Origin of the sequence: Buttiauxella sp. (genome assembly GCF_035271705.1) — a bacterium.
Taxonomy (GTDB): domain Bacteria; phylum Pseudomonadota; class Gammaproteobacteria; order Enterobacterales; family Enterobacteriaceae; genus Buttiauxella.
On the sequence record NZ_DATERI010000193.1, the window covers coordinates 1 to 19,485 of the forward strand.

18 protein-coding genes, 1 pseudogene and 1 riboswitch are annotated in these 19,485 nt (G+C 50.5%); of the genes and pseudogenes, 5 read left to right on the forward strand and 14 right to left on the reverse strand.

Annotated elements, in window-relative coordinates; genetic code table 11:
- The 9 genes and pseudogenes from VJY99_RS17470 to VJY99_RS17510 form a co-directional block, all read right to left on the reverse strand.
- A pseudogene (locus VJY99_RS17470) lies at window positions 1-209 on the reverse strand (universal stress protein UspA); the annotation flags it as partial.
- Between the two features lie 188 nt (window positions 210-397).
- Window positions 398-688, reverse strand: coding sequence for an HTH-type transcriptional regulator (locus VJY99_RS17475; RefSeq protein ID WP_324120744.1), 291 nt, complete (start codon window positions 686-688; stop codon window positions 398-400).
- A 258-nt stretch (window positions 689-946) separates the two neighbouring features.
- Complete coding sequence (locus VJY99_RS17480; protein WP_324120745.1) at window positions 947-2,329, reverse strand: MFS transporter; 1,383 nt, start codon at window positions 2,327-2,329, stop codon at window positions 947-949.
- A 343-nt stretch (window positions 2,330-2,672) separates the two neighbouring features.
- A complete protein-coding gene (gene uca / locus VJY99_RS17485; RefSeq protein ID WP_324120747.1) occupies window positions 2,673-6,236 on the reverse strand; it encodes an urea carboxylase in 3,564 nt (1,187 codons plus the stop codon).
- Between the two features lie 79 nt (window positions 6,237-6,315).
- Window positions 6,316-6,951 carry an urea amidolyase associated protein UAAP2 gene (locus VJY99_RS17490; RefSeq protein WP_324120748.1) on the reverse strand — a complete coding sequence of 212 codons (636 nt, stop codon included), beginning with the start codon at window positions 6,949-6,951 and terminating at the stop codon, window positions 6,316-6,318.
- The gene (locus VJY99_RS17495; RefSeq protein ID WP_324120750.1) at window positions 6,945-7,658 is read right to left on the reverse strand and encodes an urea amidolyase associated protein UAAP1; all 714 of its coding nucleotides are present in this window, start codon (window positions 7,656-7,658) and stop codon (window positions 6,945-6,947) included. The genes VJY99_RS17490 and VJY99_RS17495 overlap by 7 nt, the downstream gene beginning before the upstream one ends.
- A gap of 14 nt (window positions 7,659-7,672) precedes the next feature.
- Window positions 7,673-8,437 carry an ABC transporter ATP-binding protein gene (locus tag VJY99_RS17500; protein ID WP_324120752.1) on the reverse strand — a complete coding sequence of 255 codons (765 nt, stop codon included), beginning with the start codon at window positions 8,435-8,437 and terminating at the stop codon, window positions 7,673-7,675.
- 9 nt (window positions 8,438-8,446) lie between these two features.
- Window positions 8,447-9,259 carry an ABC transporter permease gene (locus tag VJY99_RS17505; RefSeq protein ID WP_324120754.1) on the reverse strand — a complete coding sequence of 271 codons (813 nt, stop codon included), beginning with the start codon at window positions 9,257-9,259 and terminating at the stop codon, window positions 8,447-8,449.
- A gap of 15 nt (window positions 9,260-9,274) precedes the next feature.
- Window positions 9,275-10,330, reverse strand: coding sequence for a putative urea ABC transporter substrate-binding protein (locus VJY99_RS17510; RefSeq protein ID WP_324120755.1), 1,056 nt, complete (start codon window positions 10,328-10,330; stop codon window positions 9,275-9,277).
- A 60-nt stretch (window positions 10,331-10,390) separates the two neighbouring features.
- Window positions 10,391-10,485, reverse strand: a riboswitch (guanidine-I (ykkC/yxkD leader).
- A 318-nt stretch (window positions 10,486-10,803) separates the two neighbouring features.
- On the opposite strand from VJY99_RS17510, the gene VJY99_RS17515 reads away from it, so the two are divergent.
- Complete coding sequence (locus VJY99_RS17515) at window positions 10,804-11,514, forward strand: DUF3053 domain-containing protein (protein WP_324120757.1); 711 nt, start codon at window positions 10,804-10,806, stop codon at window positions 11,512-11,514.
- 274 nt (window positions 11,515-11,788) lie between these two features.
- Window positions 11,789-12,001, forward strand: coding sequence for a transcription antiterminator/RNA stability regulator CspE (gene cspE, locus VJY99_RS17520; protein ID WP_324120759.1), 213 nt, complete (start codon window positions 11,789-11,791; stop codon window positions 11,999-12,001).
- A gap of 64 nt (window positions 12,002-12,065) precedes the next feature.
- Here the strand turns inward: cspE and yiiM are convergent, their stop codons facing one another.
- Entirely contained in the window at window positions 12,066-12,740 is a 675-nt protein-coding gene (yiiM, locus tag VJY99_RS17525) for a 6-hydroxyaminopurine reductase (RefSeq protein ID WP_324120761.1), read from the reverse strand.
- A 78-nt stretch (window positions 12,741-12,818) separates the two neighbouring features.
- A complete protein-coding gene (sodA, locus tag VJY99_RS17530) occupies window positions 12,819-13,439 on the reverse strand; it encodes a superoxide dismutase [Mn] (RefSeq protein WP_324120763.1) in 621 nt (206 codons plus the stop codon).
- A 467-nt stretch (window positions 13,440-13,906) separates the two neighbouring features.
- Here sodA and VJY99_RS17535 point away from each other — a divergent pair, with 467 nt between their 5' ends.
- From VJY99_RS17535 to VJY99_RS17545, 3 genes are read left to right on the forward strand one after another with little or no spacing between them, the layout of a single operon-like run.
- Complete coding sequence (locus VJY99_RS17535) at window positions 13,907-14,890, forward strand: TRAP transporter substrate-binding protein (protein ID WP_324120764.1); 984 nt, start codon at window positions 13,907-13,909, stop codon at window positions 14,888-14,890.
- Window positions 14,891-14,908: 18 nt separating this feature from the next.
- Window positions 14,909-15,421 (forward strand): TRAP transporter small permease, encoded by a 513-nt coding sequence (locus VJY99_RS17540; protein ID WP_324120766.1) that lies wholly within the window; start codon window positions 14,909-14,911, stop codon window positions 15,419-15,421.
- Window positions 15,414-16,721 (forward strand): TRAP transporter large permease, encoded by a 1,308-nt coding sequence (locus VJY99_RS17545; protein ID WP_324120768.1) that lies wholly within the window; start codon window positions 15,414-15,416, stop codon window positions 16,719-16,721. The genes VJY99_RS17540 and VJY99_RS17545 overlap by 8 nt, the downstream gene beginning before the upstream one ends.
- 38 nt (window positions 16,722-16,759) lie before the next feature.
- On the opposite strand, the gene rhaR is transcribed toward VJY99_RS17545, so the two are convergent.
- From rhaR to VJY99_RS17560, 3 genes are all read right to left on the reverse strand, one after another.
- Window positions 16,760-17,605 (reverse strand): HTH-type transcriptional activator RhaR, encoded by an 846-nt coding sequence (gene rhaR, locus VJY99_RS17550; protein ID WP_324120770.1) that lies wholly within the window; start codon window positions 17,603-17,605, stop codon window positions 16,760-16,762.
- A 75-nt stretch (window positions 17,606-17,680) separates the two neighbouring features.
- Window positions 17,681-18,526: an HTH-type transcriptional activator RhaS gene (gene rhaS, locus VJY99_RS17555; protein ID WP_324120772.1), complete on the reverse strand. Its 846-nt coding sequence runs from the start codon at window positions 18,524-18,526 to the stop codon at window positions 17,681-17,683.
- A gap of 270 nt (window positions 18,527-18,796) precedes the next feature.
- Entirely contained in the window at window positions 18,797-19,468 is a 672-nt protein-coding gene (locus VJY99_RS17560; RefSeq protein ID WP_324120774.1) for an oligogalacturonate-specific porin KdgM family protein, read from the reverse strand.
- Window positions 19,469-19,485: the final 17 nt, after the last annotated feature.

The following is a 19,485-nucleotide window of genomic DNA, read 5'->3' on the forward strand; positions in this document are numbered from 1 at the left end:
TTCATGGTTTCCACTTCTCTTTCTCTGGCATCCGGCGCAACCGATGTGTAGCCCAGCCCGTACGAGGCAAAATAGGTATAGTCTGGGATAACCGTCAGGAAGTGGATCATGGCATCGTCTTGTCTTGCATATCCTTCTACATGAGGGATGACCTGTTGTGCCAGCTCAACCTCAGAGATATCGATAGGAACCAAGATTTTCTTAGACATACAACCTCCTTTTGTTTTCTCGTTAATAACCCTCCTTAAGTTATGGATTAGATCGGCTGTTTTGGGAGTGATACAGGTCTGGTTTCAGGATATTACTGCTGATTTCATACTATTTTCGTAGACTCAAGAAACAACAAACCCCGCATTGGCGGGGTTTTGATTAAGGCATCAGGGTACAAAGTACTCATTCATTCCATCAATTGTTTACTGATTGTTGGATTTGCCTGCATTAAGCGCATCAATTTGAGTTCGGTATTGGAGGGTCTGAGTCGTTTTGATTCCCACTCCTCTACCATTGCAACACTAACGCCCATCGCACGGGCAAAATCATCAATCTTAAGCCCGGTACTTTTTCTCAGCTGTTCAAATTCAGAAAATGCATTGGGCTTATCATTAAGAGCCAGCGTTTGTTGTTTATCTTTAAAAACAATCTGCTCAAGGTTACTGAGTAGCTCATACATTGGATCTTTATATTCCATCGAGTACTCCTCATAAATCACACAATGGACAGTGAACACGTAAGAAGCTCATTAAGCGTAGTTCGAAAAAAAGCGTGACGATGGTCGCGAGGCTAACTAATTTTAAGCAAAAAGTGGCTTATGCGTTTCAGCAAAAAACCTAAGCGGCATAAGGAATTGAAAATACTGCGGAGTGGGGGAGTTAGTATAAAATTGTAAATGGTTAGACAATTTATGCAAAACGGCGGGGCAAGCCCGCCGCAGTTAAAAAATTTTCCATCATGCTTTTTGCGTAATGTTACCCAGTTCGCGATTTTCAGTGCGGGTTTCGCCAGGTGTGCGCTGGCCGGCCCAGGATTTCACCATCAGTGCGGAGGCTGAGATTACCGCCGGGATCGCCAGCAGCATAAAGATGGTTTTGAACGACAGCTCAGCTTGCATCAGGAATGCGCCACTGAACGCCCCCAGGATCCCACCGAAACGCCCAAGCCCTAGCATCCACGCCACGCCAGTTGCACGACCCTGGGTTGGATAGAAGCCTGCCGCAAGCGCTGGCATTGAGGATTGTGCTCCATTCATAATCGTCCCGGCGATAAACACCATCACGCCCATTAGCACCAGGCTTGATGTGCAGAAGCCCACCAGGCAGACGAACAGCCCTGTCAGCAAATATCCGACCGCGACCACTTTGTTCGGGTTCACCTTATCCATCAGCGCACCAATAATCAGCACGCCAATACCGCCACCGAGTGGGAACAATGCGGTGATAATCGACGCCTGGCTCAATGTTGCACCGGTCTCACGAATCAACAGTGGCAGCCAACTGGTCAAGAGATAGAAAATCAGCAGGCCCATGAAATAGGTCAGGCACAGCATCAACGTTCCGACCAGATAACGTGGTGAGAAAATCACGCCAAGCGCGGTTTTATCTTTCATGTGGCCGCCCACTTCGTTAAGCACGAAGCGCAGGTTTTCGCCTGATGGCAGGGGGGCAATGCGTTGCAAAATGGTGGCGATGTCTTTCTGCGGTTTGTTTTTTACCACCAGATAACGTGCCGATTCAGGAAGCCAAATCATCAGCACCACCGACAGAATCAATGGCATCACGCCGCCCAGCACCAGTACGCTTTGCCAGCCGTAATGTGGGATCATCCACGCGGAGATAAAACCGCCCATTGACGAGCCAATTGGGAAACCGACAAACATCAGGTTGACCAGTAAGGCGCGTTTACGTTCTGGGGCGTATTCCGACATTAATGTTGCGGCGTTTGGCATGGCCGCGCCTAAACCCAGTCCCGTGAGGAAGCGCAGCAAGGCGAGGGATGTCAGGCTGTTGGCAAAGGCCGTCAGCAGGCTAAAACTGCCGAATACCAGAATTGACAGGACCAGCACTTTTTTACGCCCAATGCGGTCAGCCATCGGCCCTGCGGTTAATGCACCCACCGCCAGCCCAACCAGTGCGGCACTCATTACTGGGCCAAGGTCAGATTTCTGCACGCCCCATTCCCGCACCAGGTCGGAGGCGATAAAACCAATAATCGCAGTATCGAATCCGTCCAGTGCCACTGTGATGAAACACAGCACGAGGATCATCCATTGGTACCTGGAAAACCGATTATTATTTATAAATGCCTGAATATCAGCTGTTGTTGTCTTTGTCATAAGGCAAGTCCTGCAATAGTTGCAAACTATGGCCAGATTGTTGAGTCGGGCGAAGTTTGTCGGAGTGATTCTGGGTTGTCCGATTATCGAACAAAGATTCGTTAATCGACTGTTAAATAAAACCACTCGACAGGCTGTAGGGCAATCATTCGGCAGGTGTTTGTGTGCGATTATCGTACTGACAAGAAAGAGAGAGCCTGCTCGTTAGCAATAACATTATAAATATTAATGGTTTAAACTTAACCCTTCTCAGTGCGTAATTGTGAGTGGGTTAACAATTAATTAACACGAAAGGGGCGGGTAGCGATTCACCACCCGCCACGCTGCTGTTCACAACAGCAGATTAAGCCGCAGTTTCAATCACCATCAGCAATTGCCCTGCTTGCACTTGATGCCCTTGTTGGCGCTGGAAGGTGCGAATAACGCCATCTACGGGTGACGTAATGGGGATTTCCATCTTCATGGACTCCAGAATGCCGAGAGTTTGCCCGGCTTTCACTTGCTCGCCAGGTTCCACCAGCCATTGCCATACGCTGCCTGCGACTTGGCTTTCTACGCCGCAGCAGGAATCGGGAATAAACTCTTCGTTTTCCTGTGTCTCATCCAGGCGACTATCGAAGGTGAATTGGCCTTCTGCCCGCCAACGAGCCAGTTCCTCATCAAACGCGTGCTGGCGCAGTTGCTGGAAGGTGTCGATAGTTTCCGCCTCCTGCTCAAGCATCTGCTGATAAGCACTGAGGCTAAATTCCCCTTCTTCAATACGCAGCGGATAATCACCCCACGGGAAACTTTCGCGTATTGATAACAACTCTTCAGCACTCACTTCATAGAAACGAATCTGGTCGAAGAAGCGCAGCAGCCAGGGTTTAGTGAACACCTCAGTCTGGCGATCACGGTTCCACATTTGCAATGTGCGGCCAATAAACTGATAGCCGCCAGGCCCTTCCATTCCGTAGACACACATATACGCGCCACCAATACCCACGGAGTTTTCTGCAGTCCAGGTACGAGCCGGGTTGTATTTTGTGGTCACCAGACGATGGCGTGGGTCAAGCGGTGTGGCGACAGGGGCACCGAGATAAACATCCCCCAATCCCATGACTAAATAACGGGCGTCAAAGACAATTTTTTTGACGTGCTCAACTGACTCAAGCCCATTGATACGGCGAATGAATTCGATGTTGCTCGGGCACCATGGCGCACCAGGGCGCACCGACTGGGTGTAACGCGTGATAGCTTCGCGGCAAGCGGCATCATCCCAGCTAAGGGGCAGCCAGACGGTACGCGACGGGACTTTAGCGTTTTGCAAATCGCCCAGAGCTTTGTCGGCCGCCACCACGGTTTCCAGCAGTTGTTGGCGTGGGCAAAGACGGTTATCGAAGTGAATTTGCAGCGAGCGGATCCCCGGTGTGAGTTCCAGCCGGCCTTCCTGGGGATGAGATTCAAGCCACTGCATTAAGGCGTGAACGCGAAAACGCAGCGCGATATCCAACATTTGCTCGCCGTACTCGACCAGCAAGAAGCGATCCCCTGCCGCGCGGATAGTGACAGATGGCATGCCGTTGTTGGCGGGATCATGGTAGATAACAGGATTTTGTCGCTCGGTTAAGCCTGCGTCATCCAACTCCCTACGAAAGCCATCCGCTTCACTCAAACTCACCGGCACAAACTCAATCGTATCCCCGGCTTTGAGTTGCCCTAATTTCCACAGGTCATCGCTAATCACGGTTGCCGGGCAGACAAAACCGCCGAGCGACGGGCCATCCGGGCCGAGGATAACAGGCATATCACCGGTGAAATCTACCGTGCCAAACGCGTAAGCGTTGTCATGAATATTCGACGGATGCATTCCCGCCTCACCGCCATCGCTACGTGCCCAGGTGGGTTTCGGGCCAATCAGACGAATACCGGTGCGGCTGGAATTGTAATGAACTTGCCAGCGAGCGGCGAAAAATTCCTGAATATCACGTTCGGTGAAAAACTCCGGTGCGCCGTGCGGCCCGTAAACCACCCGCAGCTGCCAGCTATTGCTGAGCGCGGGATAGTCGTTGGCCACTAACGGCGCGGCGGCACGGTGCTGAGGTGCTGCAAGATGCAACACATCTCCGGCCCGCAGTGCGCGCCCCGCGTGCCCACCAAATTTACCCAGCGTGAAAGTACTGCGGCTACCCAGATACTCTGGGCAATTAAGCCCGCCTGCCAGTAGCAAATAGCTACGGCAACCCGCGCCGATAATGTCACCCAATACTAATGTTTGCCCGGCGTTTGCGTTAATCACCACACCGGTTGCCAGGGTTTTGTCATCCAACTTCGCGGCAATTTCAGCACCCGTTAGCACAAATGCGCATGGCTGGTTAAAGCGCAAAGTCGGGCCGCGCAAGGTGATTTCCAGCCCCGCAGCCTGTTCGTCGTTACCTAAAAGCTGGTTGCCAAGCATAAAAGCACGGCTATCGAATGGACCAGAAGGCGGCACACCAACGTGCCAGTAGCCGCTACGACCTGGCGCATCCTGAATAGTGGTCATTGTTCCACCGGTTAACACATCCAGTGTGGCGGGTTGCCAGTTAATACCGCCCAGCGTTGCCGTAATCACTCGCCCTTCTTGCACTTCAGGCATAGTGAGTAAATATCGCAACCAGTTTAGGTTGGTTTCGATGCCATACAGCGACGTTTGCCGCAATGCTTCTGCCAGCGATACCAGGGCCTGCTCGCGCGTGTCGGCATGAACAATCACTTTTGCCAACATCGGATCATAAAATGGTGAGACTTCGCAGCCCGTCGCCAGCCAGTGGTCGATGCGCAGTGCAGCGCCATCAACCGTCGCAGGGAATTCGACTTCACTCAGCAACCCGGCAACGGGCTGGAAGTTTTTCGCCGGATCTTCTGCATACACTCGCACCTGAATGGCGTGGCCTTGCGGTGAAGTGCGCAATGTTTCTAATGTAGGCAATTCATTGGCACCCAGGGTGACCATCCAGCTCACAATATCTACGCCGTAGACCAACTCGGTGACGCCATGCTCTACCTGCAAACGCGTGTTCACTTCAAGGAACCAGAATTGCTCGCTGACATCGTCGTAAACATATTCCACCGTTCCGGCGCTGCGGTAATTCACCGCCTGGCAAAGCTCCACCGCCGTGCGATGTAATGCCGCGCGGGTTGCATCTGACAAACGTGGGGCAGGGGTTTCTTCGATGACTTTCTGGTTACGGCGTTGTGCGGAACAATCCCGTTCGCCAAGGGCAATGACCTGACCTGCACCATCGCCAAAAACCTGCACTTCGATATGGCGAGCGCGAGCGATAAATTTCTCTAAAAAGACGCCATCGTCGGAGAAGTTGTTGCCTGCGAGTCGTTTTACACGACTAAATGCATCGTTCAATGCAGCAGCGTCATCACAGCGTTGCATGCCAATCCCACCGCCACCTGCGGTGCTTTTAAGCATCACCGGATAACCAATGCGTTCTGCTTCGGTTAATGCGACGTCAAGCGAGGTCAGTAAACCGCTACCAGAAAGCAGCGGCACGTTATTTAATTCAGCCAGTTCGCGGGCACGATGTTTTAAGCCGAAAGCCGCCATTTGCTCAACGGTCGGGCCAAGGAATACCACGTTTTCTGTGTCGCAGCGTTCGACGAAACTGGCGTTTTCACTCAAGAAACCGTATCCCGGATGAACCGCTTCGGCGCCACTCTCCTTGAGGATGGCAAACAGTTTGTCCTGATTCAGGTACGTTTCGCGTACGTTACCGTCGCCTAATGAAAAGGCGAAATCAGCCTGGCGCACATGCTGGGAGTGTTTATCGGCTTCGGCGTAAACTGCAATGGCGGTGATGCCCATTTGCTTCAGGGTACGGATAATGCGCACAGCAATCGCGCCACGGTTGGCAATCAAAACTCGTTTAAACATAACCGATTCTCAGGCTCGCAGGTCGTCCTGCTGTCAATTCGGGCGCTAGAGTGCGGGGCGTCCCGCAGCGCTTAAAGTGTTACCAGACGGCGACTTCAATCGGCGTTGGGTTGTAACCGTTGCAGGGATTGTTGAGCTGTGGGCAGTTGGAAATCATCACCAGAACGTTCATTTTCGCCACCAGTTCGACGTATTTCCCTGGCGCTGAAATACCATCAGCAAAGTTCAGGCCACCTTCTTGGGTGACAGGGACGTTCATAAAGAAATTGATGTTGTGAGTGATGTCGCGACGTGTGAGGCCATATTCAGGGTGTTGCGCCACGGCGAGCAGCCAGCTGTCACGGCATGCGTGCATGTGTCGTTTTTCCAGCGAATAACGCACGGTATTACTCTCTGTGGCACACGCACCACCAAGCGTGTCGTGCCGCCCGCAAGTATCCGCAACAATTTCCAGCATCGGGCGGTCTTCGTTTGAACGTAAAACGCTACCGCTAGTCAGAAAGACGTTGCGCTGGCCACGTAACGTGTCCGTCACGCTATAACGCTCGGCAGTATCATCAGCATTATAAAACAGCGTGTCTGCCGCCTGATTGCCTTCCAGATCAGTGATACGCAAGGTTTGGCCTTCTTCCAGACGATACACCCAATAATCCCCGGCATTTACCGTGGAACGCAGATGGGCATTTTGTGGGTGGCGTGAGCTTTCAGTCAGCATCCGCAGGCTCCTTCAGTCAGGATATAGAGTTCGTTGTTATGCAGGCCGCGACAGTTTTCTTCACGTTGCAGGCAGATTTCCGGCAGCGGCTGGCGGTGGGCATCAAGCTGGATACCGAGTGACTGGCGAGGATATTCTTGCGCCACATTCAGCGGGTGCGGGCAGGTGTGCAGGATAACCAGGGTGTCCATCGCAAAGCGTAGCGTCACTGACGCTCCCACTTCACCTTGCTGCTCCAGCTGTAAATCGCCTTCATCGCTCGCAGTGACTTTGGCAAAGAAGTTAACGTTGGCCGCCATATCGCGTTTGCCAAGACCATATTTCGCCAGTTCGATAAGGAAACTGTCATACCCATTTTGATGACGTTCGTTGCGGGCTTGCTGATAGTTCAGTGCGCCGAATTGTTCGGCTATTTGTGCGGCGTTACTGCTTCCACATACCGTTTCATGCCAACCGAAACTGTCTTTTTCGATGCCGCAGAAAATGCGACCCATGTCGGAATAAAGGCAGTGCCCGGCAGTTAAGCGGAAGGTGTGCTGGCATTTCAACGTGTCTGGCGCGTTGTAGCGTTCCAGCAAGTTTTCCGGGTTGTAGAAGAGGGCGGCTGCGTTGACGCCACCGTGGATGTCGGTCAGCGTTAAAGCTGTGCCACGGCGCATAACCAGCGACCAGTGGCTGCCTGCGGGCAATTCAGTTTGATAGGTCATATTGGCTCCTTATTTCAGGCAACTTTACGTTCAGGTTCGGCATTCATCAGGTTGGCCGGTTTTTTATCGAGCGGGATGTCGTAAGTAATGCTCGCCCCCCAGCGGTCTGGCGCTTGCGGGTCGTGACGAATCTTGTCGAACACCCACAGCCGCGAACCCAGTGAGAACCCTTCTTTCAAGTCGTGTGTAATCATGAAAATGGTCAGGTGATGGCGCTCCCACAGGTCGCTAATCAGCACGTGCATTTCGTTACGAATACCTGGGTCGAGTGCGCCAAAAGGTTCGTCGAGCAGCAAAATGCGTGGCTGTTTCATCAATGCCTGAGCCAACGCCAGGCGCTGCTGCATCCCGCCGGAAAGCTGGTGCGGATACTTGTTCTGCGCGGGTAATAAACCGACCTGGTCGAGCATGGCGCGAGCGCGTTCACGAATTTCCTGGCGCTTCTTACCCCACACGCGCCCAAGCCAACGGGCAGTACTGAACTCCTCGGCCAGCATCACGTTGCCAATCACCGTCAGGTGAGGGAACACCGAGTAACGCTGGAAGACCACGCCACGCTGGGCGTCGGGTTCTTGCGAAATCGGTTTACCATCCAGCAAAAAATCGCCTTTGGTCGCTGTTTCCGTGCCGAGCAACATCTTCAGAAAAGTGGTTTTCCCACAGCCAGATGCGCCAACAATCGAGACAAACTCACCCTCCTCGACGCTAACGTTGAGTCTTTCCAGTACCACTTGGTCGCCATAATGTTTTTCGATATTTTTCAGTTCGAGCAACGCCATAGCGCCTCCTTATTTTGCGTAGTACCACGGGAAGCAGCGGCGGTTAATCACGCGCAGCAACAAGTCGAGAGTGAAAGCGAGCAGCGTTATCCACGCCACATAGGGCAGGATGACGTCCATCGCCATGTAGCGGCGCATCAGGAAAATGCGATAGCCGAGGCCTTCAGTTGCTGCAATAGCTTCTGCGGCAATCAGGAATAACCAGGCGGAGCACAGTGATAAACGCACCGCGTCAATGAGGCGGGGCAGCAGTTGTGGCAGAATGACGCGCCAGAGTATTTGCGCGCTGTGGCCGCCAAGTGTCTGTGCTTTCACCAGTTGTTCATGGGGAATGGCCAGCACCTGAAGCTGTAAATCGCGCACGATAAACGGCGTGATACCGATAACGATCAGCACCACCTTCGAGACTTCACCCAACCCAAAGCTGATAAATAAGATGGGTAAGATAGCCAGCGGCGGTATCAGCGCGATAAGCGTAATCAGTGGAGACAGTACCGAACGCACAACCGGTAACGCACCGCAAAACAGGCCAAAAATCAGCGCCAGTAACGCACTAAATCCCACGCCTACCAGTAAGCGCAGCATGCTGGCGACGGTGTCCGTCCACAGCAAATATTCCCCGGTGCGTGGGCTTGGTGTGAACGCCATGCGGTCAATAGCCGTCCACATCGCATCAAACCCTGGAAGCAGTTTGTCGTAACTGTTGGCGGCCAGTCGGGCATCAGAGGCCACCAGATAAAAGAAGATCACCGCAACTAACGGTAAGGCGCCCATCAGCACTCGGGTCATTGGCTGGGGTTGGTAGTTAATGATTTTGCGCATTGGGCACCTCCGGTTTTACAACTGGTTGCTTACAGCAAGTTGAATGAATTCATTGCTAAAGCGCAGTTTGGTGTTGTTGGCGTCGCCCCAGTTACCGGCGGGCGTGGTGATACCGACAACGTCAGCGGCCGGAGCGGCCTCACCTAACAAACCGTGCTTGAAGGAGAATTCGGCGACCATCTGCATGGTGGCTTTCAGTTGTGGGCTGTCGGTGAAATCGAGCGCCAGTTTCGGGTCACTGAAGAGGTGGGTTGCAGCAAGCTGTGCGTCAAAACCGGCTAAATCGGTACCTGCGGCCTGGCCCATTTGAGTGCGTGCCGTTTTGGCCGTTTCCGATTCACCTTGCATCGCTTTCATGGTTTCAAACCATGCACCCGTCAACGCTTTACCCAGTTCCGGGTGTGCTTTCAGCGTGGCGGTATTGACCACCAACAGGTCGAGGATTTCCCCAGGGATTTGCGCGGAGGTGAACAGAGGTTTAGCCCCTGGCTGTTTCTGAGCTTCAGCCAGTAGCGGGTTCCAGGTGACGATAGATTTCACATCCGGCGTGGTAAACGCCGCAACCAGATCGGCATCAGTCGTGTTAACGACTTTGACATCGCGTTCGCTCAAGCCTGATTTTTCCAGCGCACGCGCCAGTAGATAGTGGGAAACAGAGAGTTCGACCAGGTTAATCGGCTGGCCTTTTAATTCAGCAACGGATTTTGCAGATTTCGAAAGAATGCCGTCGTTGCCGTTGGAGTAGTCGCCAATAATCAATGCGGTGCTGTCTACACCACCGGCCGCGGGAATGGTCAGTGCATCCATGTTGGTCATGGTGCAACCGTCAAATCCACCTGCGGTGTATTGGTTGACGGATTCGATATAGTCATTGACCTGCACGAACTTGATATCGATACCGTATTTGTCAGCCCATTTTTTGACGATGCCATTTTGTTGGGCGTAATCCCAGGGCATCCAGCCTGCATAAATAGACCAGCAGAGTTTGAAGGTGGGTTTTGCTGCGAAGGCGCTGACGCTAAACAACGCGAGAGCGGCAAACAAGATTCCACGGTGGCAAGCTTTAAGCATGGCGATTCCTCTGACGGTTGCGGAAAAAGGTGCAGGAGGGCGGCGCGCAATGGTCGCTTATCCTCCCGGGCTTTTGTCCCGCCGTGTAACCGCCAGAGGGCGGTCGATCACTCTCGGACCAGCATCTTTCGACCGGAACCCTAGTGATCCATTTCCAAATTGTGTGGCGACATCGGTTACCCGCTTATCACCCCTGCAAGGTGATATCAGCAAAATAGATGCCAGATCTGAATGTGTGTAGTTTTATCTTTTGGTTACAGTAAGTTAGCGGTTTTTAGGCGCTATGCACTGTCAGGTTGCAATGCGCCAGTAAGGTGCAGGCTGCTGTATAAAAGTGCACCATTACAGCGCAAATTTGCCTTAAAGAGATTAATAGTAAAGGGTATCTTGCAAAGTCAGGTTGGACTATCCTTAGCAGCATTATTGGGTACGCATTTTCGCTTTGGCACTGAATGATGAAAGGAGTAGAAAAGATGGCGACAGGTAAGTCCTGGTCACGCTGGTTTGCGCCGCTTGCGGCAATTTTAGTGGTGGTGAGCCTGAGTGGTTGCTTTGATAAAGAAGGCGATCAACGTAAGGCGTTTATTGATTTCTTGCAAAATACGGCGATGCGCAGTGGTGAACGTTTGCCGACACTGACCGCCGATCAGAAAAAGCAATTTGGTCCGCTGGTTTCTGATTACGCGATTCTGTATGGCTTCTCCCAACAGATGAATCAGGTAATGGATGATGGCATGAAGCCCGTTGCTGATAGCGTAACGAGCATTCGTGTACCGCAAGATTATATGACCCAGAGTGGGCCACTGCGCGAGGCGAATGGTTCGCTTAACGTATTAGGCCAGCAAGTGCAGAATGCCAAAATGCAGGCAGACAGCGCGCGCTCCACGCTGAAGCAAGCTGATGAGCTGAAAGCTGTTTACGATCAGGTGTATCAGAAAGTGGTGACGGCTCCGGCAGCGGCGATGGCGCCATTGATTCCTGCGGCACAAACATTCACGGCCCAACTGGTGCAAGTGGGTGATTTCATCCAGCAGCAGGGGACTCAGGTTGGTTTTACCGCTGGTGGTATTCAGTTCCCAACTTCACAGCAGGCAAGTCAGTACAACTCGCTGATTGCTCCGCTGGCGTCACAGCATCAGGCGTTTATGCAGGCATATTCGACTGCGCAAAGCTCCATGCAGTAATGGTGATTTTCCCCGTCGCATGACGGGGAATCCCAGAGATGGCCTGAGCTCCAGCCCTGTGGACGGCTAAAATAAACCTTGTCATTCATGCCGTATATATGAGTTAATGCGTCATCGGTTTGAAACACAGACCTTTAAGCAGTTTAGTAACGCAGTCCTCAGAAAGTTATCATAGATACCCTTCTACGTGAGCTACCTTCCTTTATCGCTTTAAAAAATCTGTAAAACATTCCAATTGCGCCGGAAGGCAAACTTAATTTAAAAGGTAATAACTATGTCTAACAAAATGACTGGTCTGGTAAAATGGTTCAACTCTGATAAAGGCTTCGGCTTCATCACTCCTGACGATGGCTCAAAAGACGTGTTCGTTCACTTCTCTGCTATCCTGAACGAAGGCTACAAGTCTTTGGACGAAGGCCAGAAAGTGTCTTTCACCATCGAAAGTGGTGCTAAAGGCCCAGCTGCTGGTAACGTAACTAGCCTGTAAGGTTAGCGTTAGCAAAGCTAAGAATTCAAAAACCCGCCTCGGCGGGTTTTTTCGTTTCTGGCGTTTACTTGCCCATTAATCGTCGGGAATTATCTTCAACTTTCCCCGAAGTCCGTCTCTTCTGCATAGTTCGCGTCCAGCTCACCGACAGCCCAGCAGCACTCAGCAAGCGATGATACTGCTCGTCGTCGAACGGCATATGCCAGGCGATGGCGATCGCTTCCGCAACCGAAACGTCGCTTATGCGCGAAACTAACTCCAGTGGCGCTTGGGTCGAAACATTCCCTGCCATCACTACGCGATATAACCAACCGATACGCCCAGACTTTTGCATCAATGAGGCCATGTCACTGATGCCAAAATGGTAGTTCAGTTTGAAGCACGGTGAACGCGGTTGCGTGACCTGAATCAGTGCGTCCCCCCAGCGAAAAATATCCCCAATGTGGACATCGCGTTCTGTCAGCCCTTGCGTTGAGAGGTTTTCACCGAAAGCGGGGGCGGTAAACTGCTCGGCCTGCTCAGGAAATTCCCGTGCCCAGGCAAGATAATGTTCACGAGGATAGTGGCACAGGGCACGATCCGGCCCGCCGTGAATGATTTTTTCAGCCTGCAGATCGCCTTCCAGACCCAGTTCCGTAAGCTTGAGCACACCGTCGACCTGATATTTGCCGATAGCGCTCGGCCTGCTGCCTGCATATTCACGAACTTTGCCAATATAAACGTTTAGTGGATAGTGCATTTGCTCCTCCCTGTGGCCTGACGACAGATATAAAAAAAGCGAGCCATCAGGCTCGCCTCTGTACAGTTGCAATGCAACTTATTTTTTAGCAGCGAAACGTGCTGCTGCTTCGTCCCAGTTCACCACATCCCAGAATGCTTTGATGTAGTCAGGGCGACGGTTTTGGAATTTCAGGTAGTAAGCGTGTTCCCACACATCCAGACCCACGATTGGGAAACCAGATACGCCAGAAACGGCTTCGCCCATCAGTGGGCTGTCCTGGTTTGCGGTAGAGACCACAGCCAGTTTGTCACCTTGCAGTACCAGCCACGCCCAGCCTGAGCCGAAACGAGTTGCTGCTGCTTTCTCAAATTCTGCTTTGAAAGCATCAACGCTACCGAAGTCACGCTCGATGGCTGCTTGCAGGTCACCTTGCAGGGTGGTGCCAGTTTTCAGGCCTTTCCAGAAGAAGCTGTGGTTAGCGTGGCCGCCTGCGTTGTTACGCAGAACGGTTTTCTTGTCAGCTGGCAGTTGATCCAGTTTAGCGATCAGCTCTTCAACTGGCAGTTCTGCGAACTCTGGCAGGGACTCCAGCGCTGCATTCGCGTTATTGACATACGCCTGGTGGTGTTTGCTGTGATGGATTTCCATCGTTTGTTTGTCGAAATGCGGTTCCAGGGCGTCATAAGCGTAAGGCAGGGATGGCAGGGTATAACTCATGTTCATCATCTCCATTTATACCCGTCACCTTTCAAGCGGTAGGTGGGTTGGCTGCGTTCACTCGACCGAATCACTTAGTTCACTAAGCTCAATGGGGCTCATTCACTTGCCGCCTTCCTGCGACTCAAAAGGGCTTGGGTAGATTAATGTACGGCGCAAAAGCTTGTTAACGCCGCGTAAGCAGTTGGTTCATTATAGTTAATTAAATGATATTGAAAATGCTTATCAATGCCGTAATTTTAATAAGGTTATAACATTTAGTTATCAATTAGAAAAAATCACTATTTGAACGGACAGCGCATCAGTTTCTCAGCATTAAATTCTGTAAATTTAGAATTGTGAAACGCGTTTTCAAATCTTTCTCACAACGCCACTTTTTCCTTCAGCATGGCAATAAGAAAAAGGTATGACCTTAGCTAGACCCGTATTTTTGCTAGACGAAAGACCATAGTTATTTTGAGGGAGTTATGAAAATATCACGGAGATTGAGTGCCTTACTTTTATGCTGTTTACCTATCCTGGCTTTTCCATCTCATGCTGCAACGGTTCTAAGACTGGCTTACGCCGAAAACAGCCAACCCGTTAAAGACGCGCTTCATTTTCTTGGCAAACAAATCGAAGAAAAAACCTCGGGTGAAGTGAAAGTCATTTATTTCCCGGACGGGCAACTTGGCGGCGAACGCGAACTGGTTGAGCTGGCTCAAGTGGGCGTGGTCGACATTACCAAAGTGTCATCCGGGCTGATGGAAAGCTTTTCGCCGATGTACGGCGTCTTCTCTCTACCGTATCTCTTTGCTGACGTTAAAGAATATTACAAAGTGATGGATAACCCCGAAGTCATGGGGCCAGTTTATCAGTCTACGGCGGCACAAGGCTTTATCGGCATCGGTTGGTATGACTCTGGAGCGCGTAATTTTTATATGAGTAAAGGTCCTGTGCGCAAAATCGAGGATCTTCAGGGTAAAAAAATTCGCGTGATGCAAAGTGATACTGCGATTCGCACCCTCAAATTGCTGGGTGCTTCACCTATCGCTATGAGTCAGGCCGAAGTTTACACCTCGCTGCAACAGGGCATTCTTGATGGCGCCGAAAACAATGAATTTGCGCTGACTATCGCCCGCCACGGGGAAGTGGCCCGTTACTACACCTACGACATGCACACTCGTATTCCTGACATTTTGCTGATGAGCAACTTAACGCTGGAAAAACTGACACCGGAGCAACAACAGATCGTTAAAGAGGCGGTAAAAGCGTCGATTGAATTTGAAAAAGCGGCATGGGATCAGGAAATCGAAAAGACGCGCCAACAAGCGATGAAAGATTTCAAGGTCGAGTTCTTTGAGATTGATAAGAAGCCCTTCCAGGACGCAGTACAGCCAATTTATGAGGGGTTGAAAGACAAACCTGCCCTCTATTCGCTGTATCAAAACATTCAGTCAGCTAAAAGTTAATTTCTACAGGATAGTAACATGGACACGTTAAGAAAAAGGCTCGATAAAACCCTGGGTAGTTTGTGTTGTCTGCTGCTGGCCGTCATGGTGTGCATTGCCTGCTGGCAGGTTATTAGCCGCTATATCATTGGGGTGCCAAGTACGACATCAGAAGAACTTTTGCGCTTCTCTCTGGTTTGGATTTCTATGCTGGGTATGGCGTTCGTGGCAGGGAAGAACCAGCACATCAGCCTGACGCTGTTTGTGGATAAAGTGTCGCCAGAGATCCGGCGCTGGTGGATGATTATTCTGCAAGTGACCTTTGCTGCTTTCTCCATTTGGGTGCTGATTATCGGCGGCCTGAAAATCTCCTCAATCTCCATGCTGCAAATTTCCCCGGCTCTGGGGATCCCGATGGGCAAAATTTACTATGCGCTACCTGTGGCAGGTGGATTGATCATTGTTTACAGCCTGATGAACATCATTGATTTAGTTAAAGCAATGAGCACACAGAGTGATGCTAGCGCAGCCATGGAGAAACAACATGATTGATCCAATCCTTGCCTCCTTTACGCTTATCAGCGTGTTTGTGGTGCTGCTCGCGATGGGCGCCCCTATTGGTATCTGCATCGTTATTGCGTCTTGCGGTACGATGATGCTGGCATTACCGTTTGATATTTCGATGTTTGCTACCGCACAGAAAATGTTCTCCAGCCTCGACAGTTTTGCCTTGCTGGCCGTGCCGTTCTTCGTGCTGTCAGGGGTGATAATGAACAGCGGTGGGGTCGCCGCCAGGCTTGTGAACTTCGCGAAACTGTTTACCGGCAAACTGCCAGGCTCGCTGTCTTACACCAATATCATCGGCAATATGATGTTTGGTGCTATCTCAGGCTCTGCCATCGCCGCGTCGACTTCCATTGGTGGCGTGATGGTGCCAATGAGTGCGAAAGAGGGTTACAGCCGTAGTTTTGCCGCTGCAGTGAATATCGCTTCCGCACCGACAGGCATGTTGATTCCACCGACCACCGCTTTCATTCTTTACGCACTGGCCAGTGGTGGCACCTCTATCGCCGCGCTGTTTGCCGGCGGCCTGGTGGCGGGGCTGTTATGGGGCGTGGGTTGTATGCTGGTGACGCTGGTCGTTGCCAAACGCAATAACTACCGTGTCTTCTTTGCGCTGCAAAAAGGTATGGCGCTGAAAGTGACGCTTGAAGCGGTTCCAAGCCTGCTGCTGATTGTTATCATTGTGGGTGGGATTGTGCAGGGGATCTTCACGGCTATCGAAGCCTCTGCCATTGCCGTGGTGTATACCTTGCTGCTCACCATGTTCTTATACAAAACTATCAAGATCAAAGATCTGCCAGACATCCTGACGCAGACAGTGGTGATGACAGGGGTCATTATGTTCCTGTTAGCGACCTCCTCAGCGATGTCGTTCTCCATGTCGATAACCAACATTCCTGCGGCGCTGAGTGATTTGATTCTCGGCATCTCCGATAACAAGCTGGTGATATTGCTCGTCGTGACCATCTTCTTGCTGGTGATTGGTGCCTTTATGGATATCGGCCCGGCGATCCTGATTTTCACCCCAATCCTGCTGCCGATTATGGTGAAACTGGGTGTCGATCCGGTGCACTTCGGGATCTTGATGATCTACAACCTGGCGATAGGCACCATAACACCGCCAGTGGGAAGTGGGCTGTATGTCGGGGCGAGTGTCGGTAAGGTGAAAGTAGAAGAGGTGATAAAACCACTGATTCCGTTCTATATTGCCATCATTGCCGTCTTGTTTGTCATTACCTATGTCCCTGAAATTACGTTGTTCTTACCACGTCTGTTGGGCGTAATGTAATAACACCACTGCACTCGGTAAACCCGGGTGCAGTGTCTTCAAGTTATGGGATGACGTTGTCGCCACTGGCTCGGTGTCATCTGCGTTTCCCGCGTAAACACCACTGAAAAATAGTTACTGTCTTCAAAGCCACAGCGCGTTGCCACTTCACTGATCATATAATCCGTATGGCGAAGAAGATATTGCGCATGGCAAATCCGTAACTGGCGCAAATAATTGTTCACGGACATGCCCGTCTGCTGACGGAATTGTTGCCGCAAAGCTCGCTCATTGCATTGATTTTCATGGCAGAACTGCTCAAGAACAAACGTACGTTCCAGATTTCCGACCAGGGCTGTAATCAGCTTATCTAATAGCGTTTCGCTGGACGTCACCGGCCCGCTGTCAACGGCAAAGCGATACCGGTGCAACGTTATCAACAACTGAGCAAAAAGTGATTCAGTCAAACTAAACGAAAAGGCGCCAGCACTCCGGCTTTCTTGTTCTATCTGGGTGATAATTTGCCGTACGGGATTCATGCCACCGCTACCAAGGCGCCAGTATGGTTGAAACAACCCTTCCTCAAAACCTGGGATCAGCGCTTTCCAGTCAAGATTCAGTTTCAGCCGTTCAGGACAGTAGATGACATTCTGTAAAACGAGGTCGTTTACGGAGGTGTATGAGTGGCAGTCTTGTGCACGAATATAGAATAAATCGCCACGCGTGATGCGATAGGGCCGATCGTTGAGAACGTGTAAACCATTTCCTCGCCAGACAATGACCAACTCGCAGAACTCATGGGTATGTTCGGCAAAAACATCCTGCGGATAGCGTTCAGCCACGTTAACGGCTTGCTCGCTACTCGAGAAGAAGTCAGATTTTCGCAGAATTAGCTGGCTGGTCACAGAATGCTCACTTCAAAAGACAACGATCTATCATTATCTCTTTAAAGTGAAGCTAAAAGGGTGATTTTCTTCGCGTTACTGAAGTTGGATGTCACGCCCCTGGCGAATATCACGTGGTGACCAACTAAACTCACGTTTAAATAGGGTAGAGAAGTGGTTGCTGTCACCAAATCCACAGTCAAACGCAATGTCAGTCACGCTCCCCTCGCTGTGGCGCAACAAATGGCGAGCCTTAATCAGACGCAGACGATTAAGGTAGCGCTGAGGCGTCAAACCTGTTTGCTGTTTCATTTGGCGATGCAAGGTACGCAGCGACAGAGAAAACGTATCAGCCAGCTGCTCCCAATTGACATCAGCGGCAAAGTTATCCTCAAGCCACATAATCAAATGGCTAAGCTGCATATCATTATCTTTACCGCATTCAGTGCCGCATTCATTCAGGCTAGTTTTACGTAGCAGCACTAACAATTGCATGAACAGCACTTCGCGGCTGGCGATGGAGTGGATATTGTCGCTATTGCATTGCACCATTTGATCGATAAGCGGGCGAGCTTGCTGCAAAACTGACTGATTGACGCGCCAATGCGAAGGGTAGTTGCCTTCTTGTTCCTGCGGCAGCAGCTTATCGAGCCCAGAAATAAACTGGAATGCTTGTGGGGAACGATAAAGCACGTTTGTCAGACACAGGTTTTCGGTGTGCTCGTACAAATGCCGGTCGTGGTCACGAACAAAGCACACCATCCCTTTGCTGAGGGTATGGGGCAAACCATTGAAGACATGTATCCCCGTTCCATTTTCAACAATCACAATTTCAAAAAAATCATGATCGTGTTCTGGAAAGGCGCATTGAGGAGCGCGTGGTTCAATCGCAACAGAAGCATGACCAGACGTGAAGAAATCAAAGCCGTGTAATTGTGCCATTCTCTCAATCCTCAACCGATACAATGAGCACAGATCATAGAGAGTGAGAGACGTTCTCACCTTGAATTTTTGACAGTAAAGAAGGTAAACAATGCATGATTTTTAAGAAACAAAAATTGTTCATTAAAAAATGGAGACAAGATCACATTTAGTCATCTTGCCTTTATTATACGTTTTTCTAATAGTTACCTTGAAATACATAAACCCGACTGTTCATTACTCAGCCGGATTAATTTCAGATATGTTCAGAAACTAGACGATAATATTTTCTTAGAACGTATAGCCAACACCTACACGGAAACGAGTTTGACGTTCATCGCTGGTGCTTTTTACTGAAACATTCCCTACTTCGACAAACGGAGACCATTGACCAATCATATAGGCAGTTCTGAAGTTATATTCGAAATTGTCTTTCCCACCGTCATATAAATCGTATTTGTCAGCCTTTTTATAAATACCTTCAACGATCCAGTCAAAATTATTCCATTTATATCCGGCCCACGCATCCATACGGTTGATGGTGTCATCATTCCGCTCATCGGAAGAGCGTCGTACATACTCGAAGCGGTAACGAGCACCTACCCACCAACTCTCATTTAGAGTCCATGTGGCTCTAATGTAAGGTTTATATACCGAGTAACCATTACCGGTTTCCAGAACAATCCCTGGCTGCCAGGCGACTGCACCACGAGTAAACTGATAGCTCGCAGTATATTCGTTACCTTGTACTTCCATATCATTAAACGGCTTATTGGTATCATCACCACCCGATTTTGCAATGGCTTCAAGAGCAAACCCAAAACCATTATTAAAACGATGAGAAATATAAGCGCGGTCATAATTGGCTTTACTGTCATCCAGATATTCATGACGAACATCAACATAAACAGCATGAGCACTTGTAACAACAAGAGGTAATAAAAGAAATAGTGACTTTTTCATAGTTCGTCCGTTTAAGC

Bases quoted from the DNA above. Each gene is read 5' to 3' on its own strand.
- VJY99_RS17475 (WP_324120744.1), bottom strand. From the start codon at position 688: ATGGAATATAAAGATCCAATGTATGAGCTACTCAGTAACCTTGAGCAG.
- VJY99_RS17480 (WP_324120745.1), bottom strand. From the start codon at position 2,329: ATGACAAAGACAACAACAGCTGATATTCAGGCATTTATAAATAATAAT.
- uca (WP_324120747.1), bottom strand. From the start codon at position 6,236: ATGTTTAAACGAGTTTTGATTGCCAACCGTGGCGCGATTGCTGTGCGC.
- VJY99_RS17490 (WP_324120748.1), bottom strand. From the start codon at position 6,951: ATGCTGACTGAAAGCTCACGCCACCCACAAAATGCCCATCTGCGTTCC.
- VJY99_RS17495 (WP_324120750.1), bottom strand. From the start codon at position 7,658: ATGACCTATCAAACTGAATTGCCCGCAGGCAGCCACTGGTCGCTGGTT.
- VJY99_RS17500 (WP_324120752.1), bottom strand. From the start codon at position 8,437: ATGGCGTTGCTCGAACTGAAAAATATCGAAAAACATTATGGCGACCAA.
- VJY99_RS17505 (WP_324120754.1), bottom strand. From the start codon at position 9,259: ATGCGCAAAATCATTAACTACCAACCCCAGCCAATGACCCGAGTGCTG.
- VJY99_RS17510 (WP_324120755.1), bottom strand. From the start codon at position 10,330: ATGCTTAAAGCTTGCCACCGTGGAATCTTGTTTGCCGCTCTCGCGTTG.
- VJY99_RS17515 (WP_324120757.1), top strand. From the start codon at position 10,804: ATGGCGACAGGTAAGTCCTGGTCACGCTGGTTTGCGCCGCTTGCGGCA.
- cspE (WP_324120759.1), top strand. From the start codon at position 11,789: ATGTCTAACAAAATGACTGGTCTGGTAAAATGGTTCAACTCTGATAAA.
- yiiM (WP_324120761.1), bottom strand. From the start codon at position 12,740: ATGCACTATCCACTAAACGTTTATATTGGCAAAGTTCGTGAATATGCA.
- sodA (WP_324120763.1), bottom strand. From the start codon at position 13,439: ATGAGTTATACCCTGCCATCCCTGCCTTACGCTTATGACGCCCTGGAA.
- VJY99_RS17535 (WP_324120764.1), top strand. From the start codon at position 13,907: ATGAAAATATCACGGAGATTGAGTGCCTTACTTTTATGCTGTTTACCT.
- VJY99_RS17540 (WP_324120766.1), top strand. From the start codon at position 14,909: ATGGACACGTTAAGAAAAAGGCTCGATAAAACCCTGGGTAGTTTGTGT.
- VJY99_RS17545 (WP_324120768.1), top strand. From the start codon at position 15,414: ATGATTGATCCAATCCTTGCCTCCTTTACGCTTATCAGCGTGTTTGTG.
- rhaS (WP_324120772.1), bottom strand. From the start codon at position 18,526: ATGGCACAATTACACGGCTTTGATTTCTTCACGTCTGGTCATGCTTCT.
- VJY99_RS17560 (WP_324120774.1), bottom strand. From the start codon at position 19,468: ATGAAAAAGTCACTATTTCTTTTATTACCTCTTGTTGTTACAAGTGCT.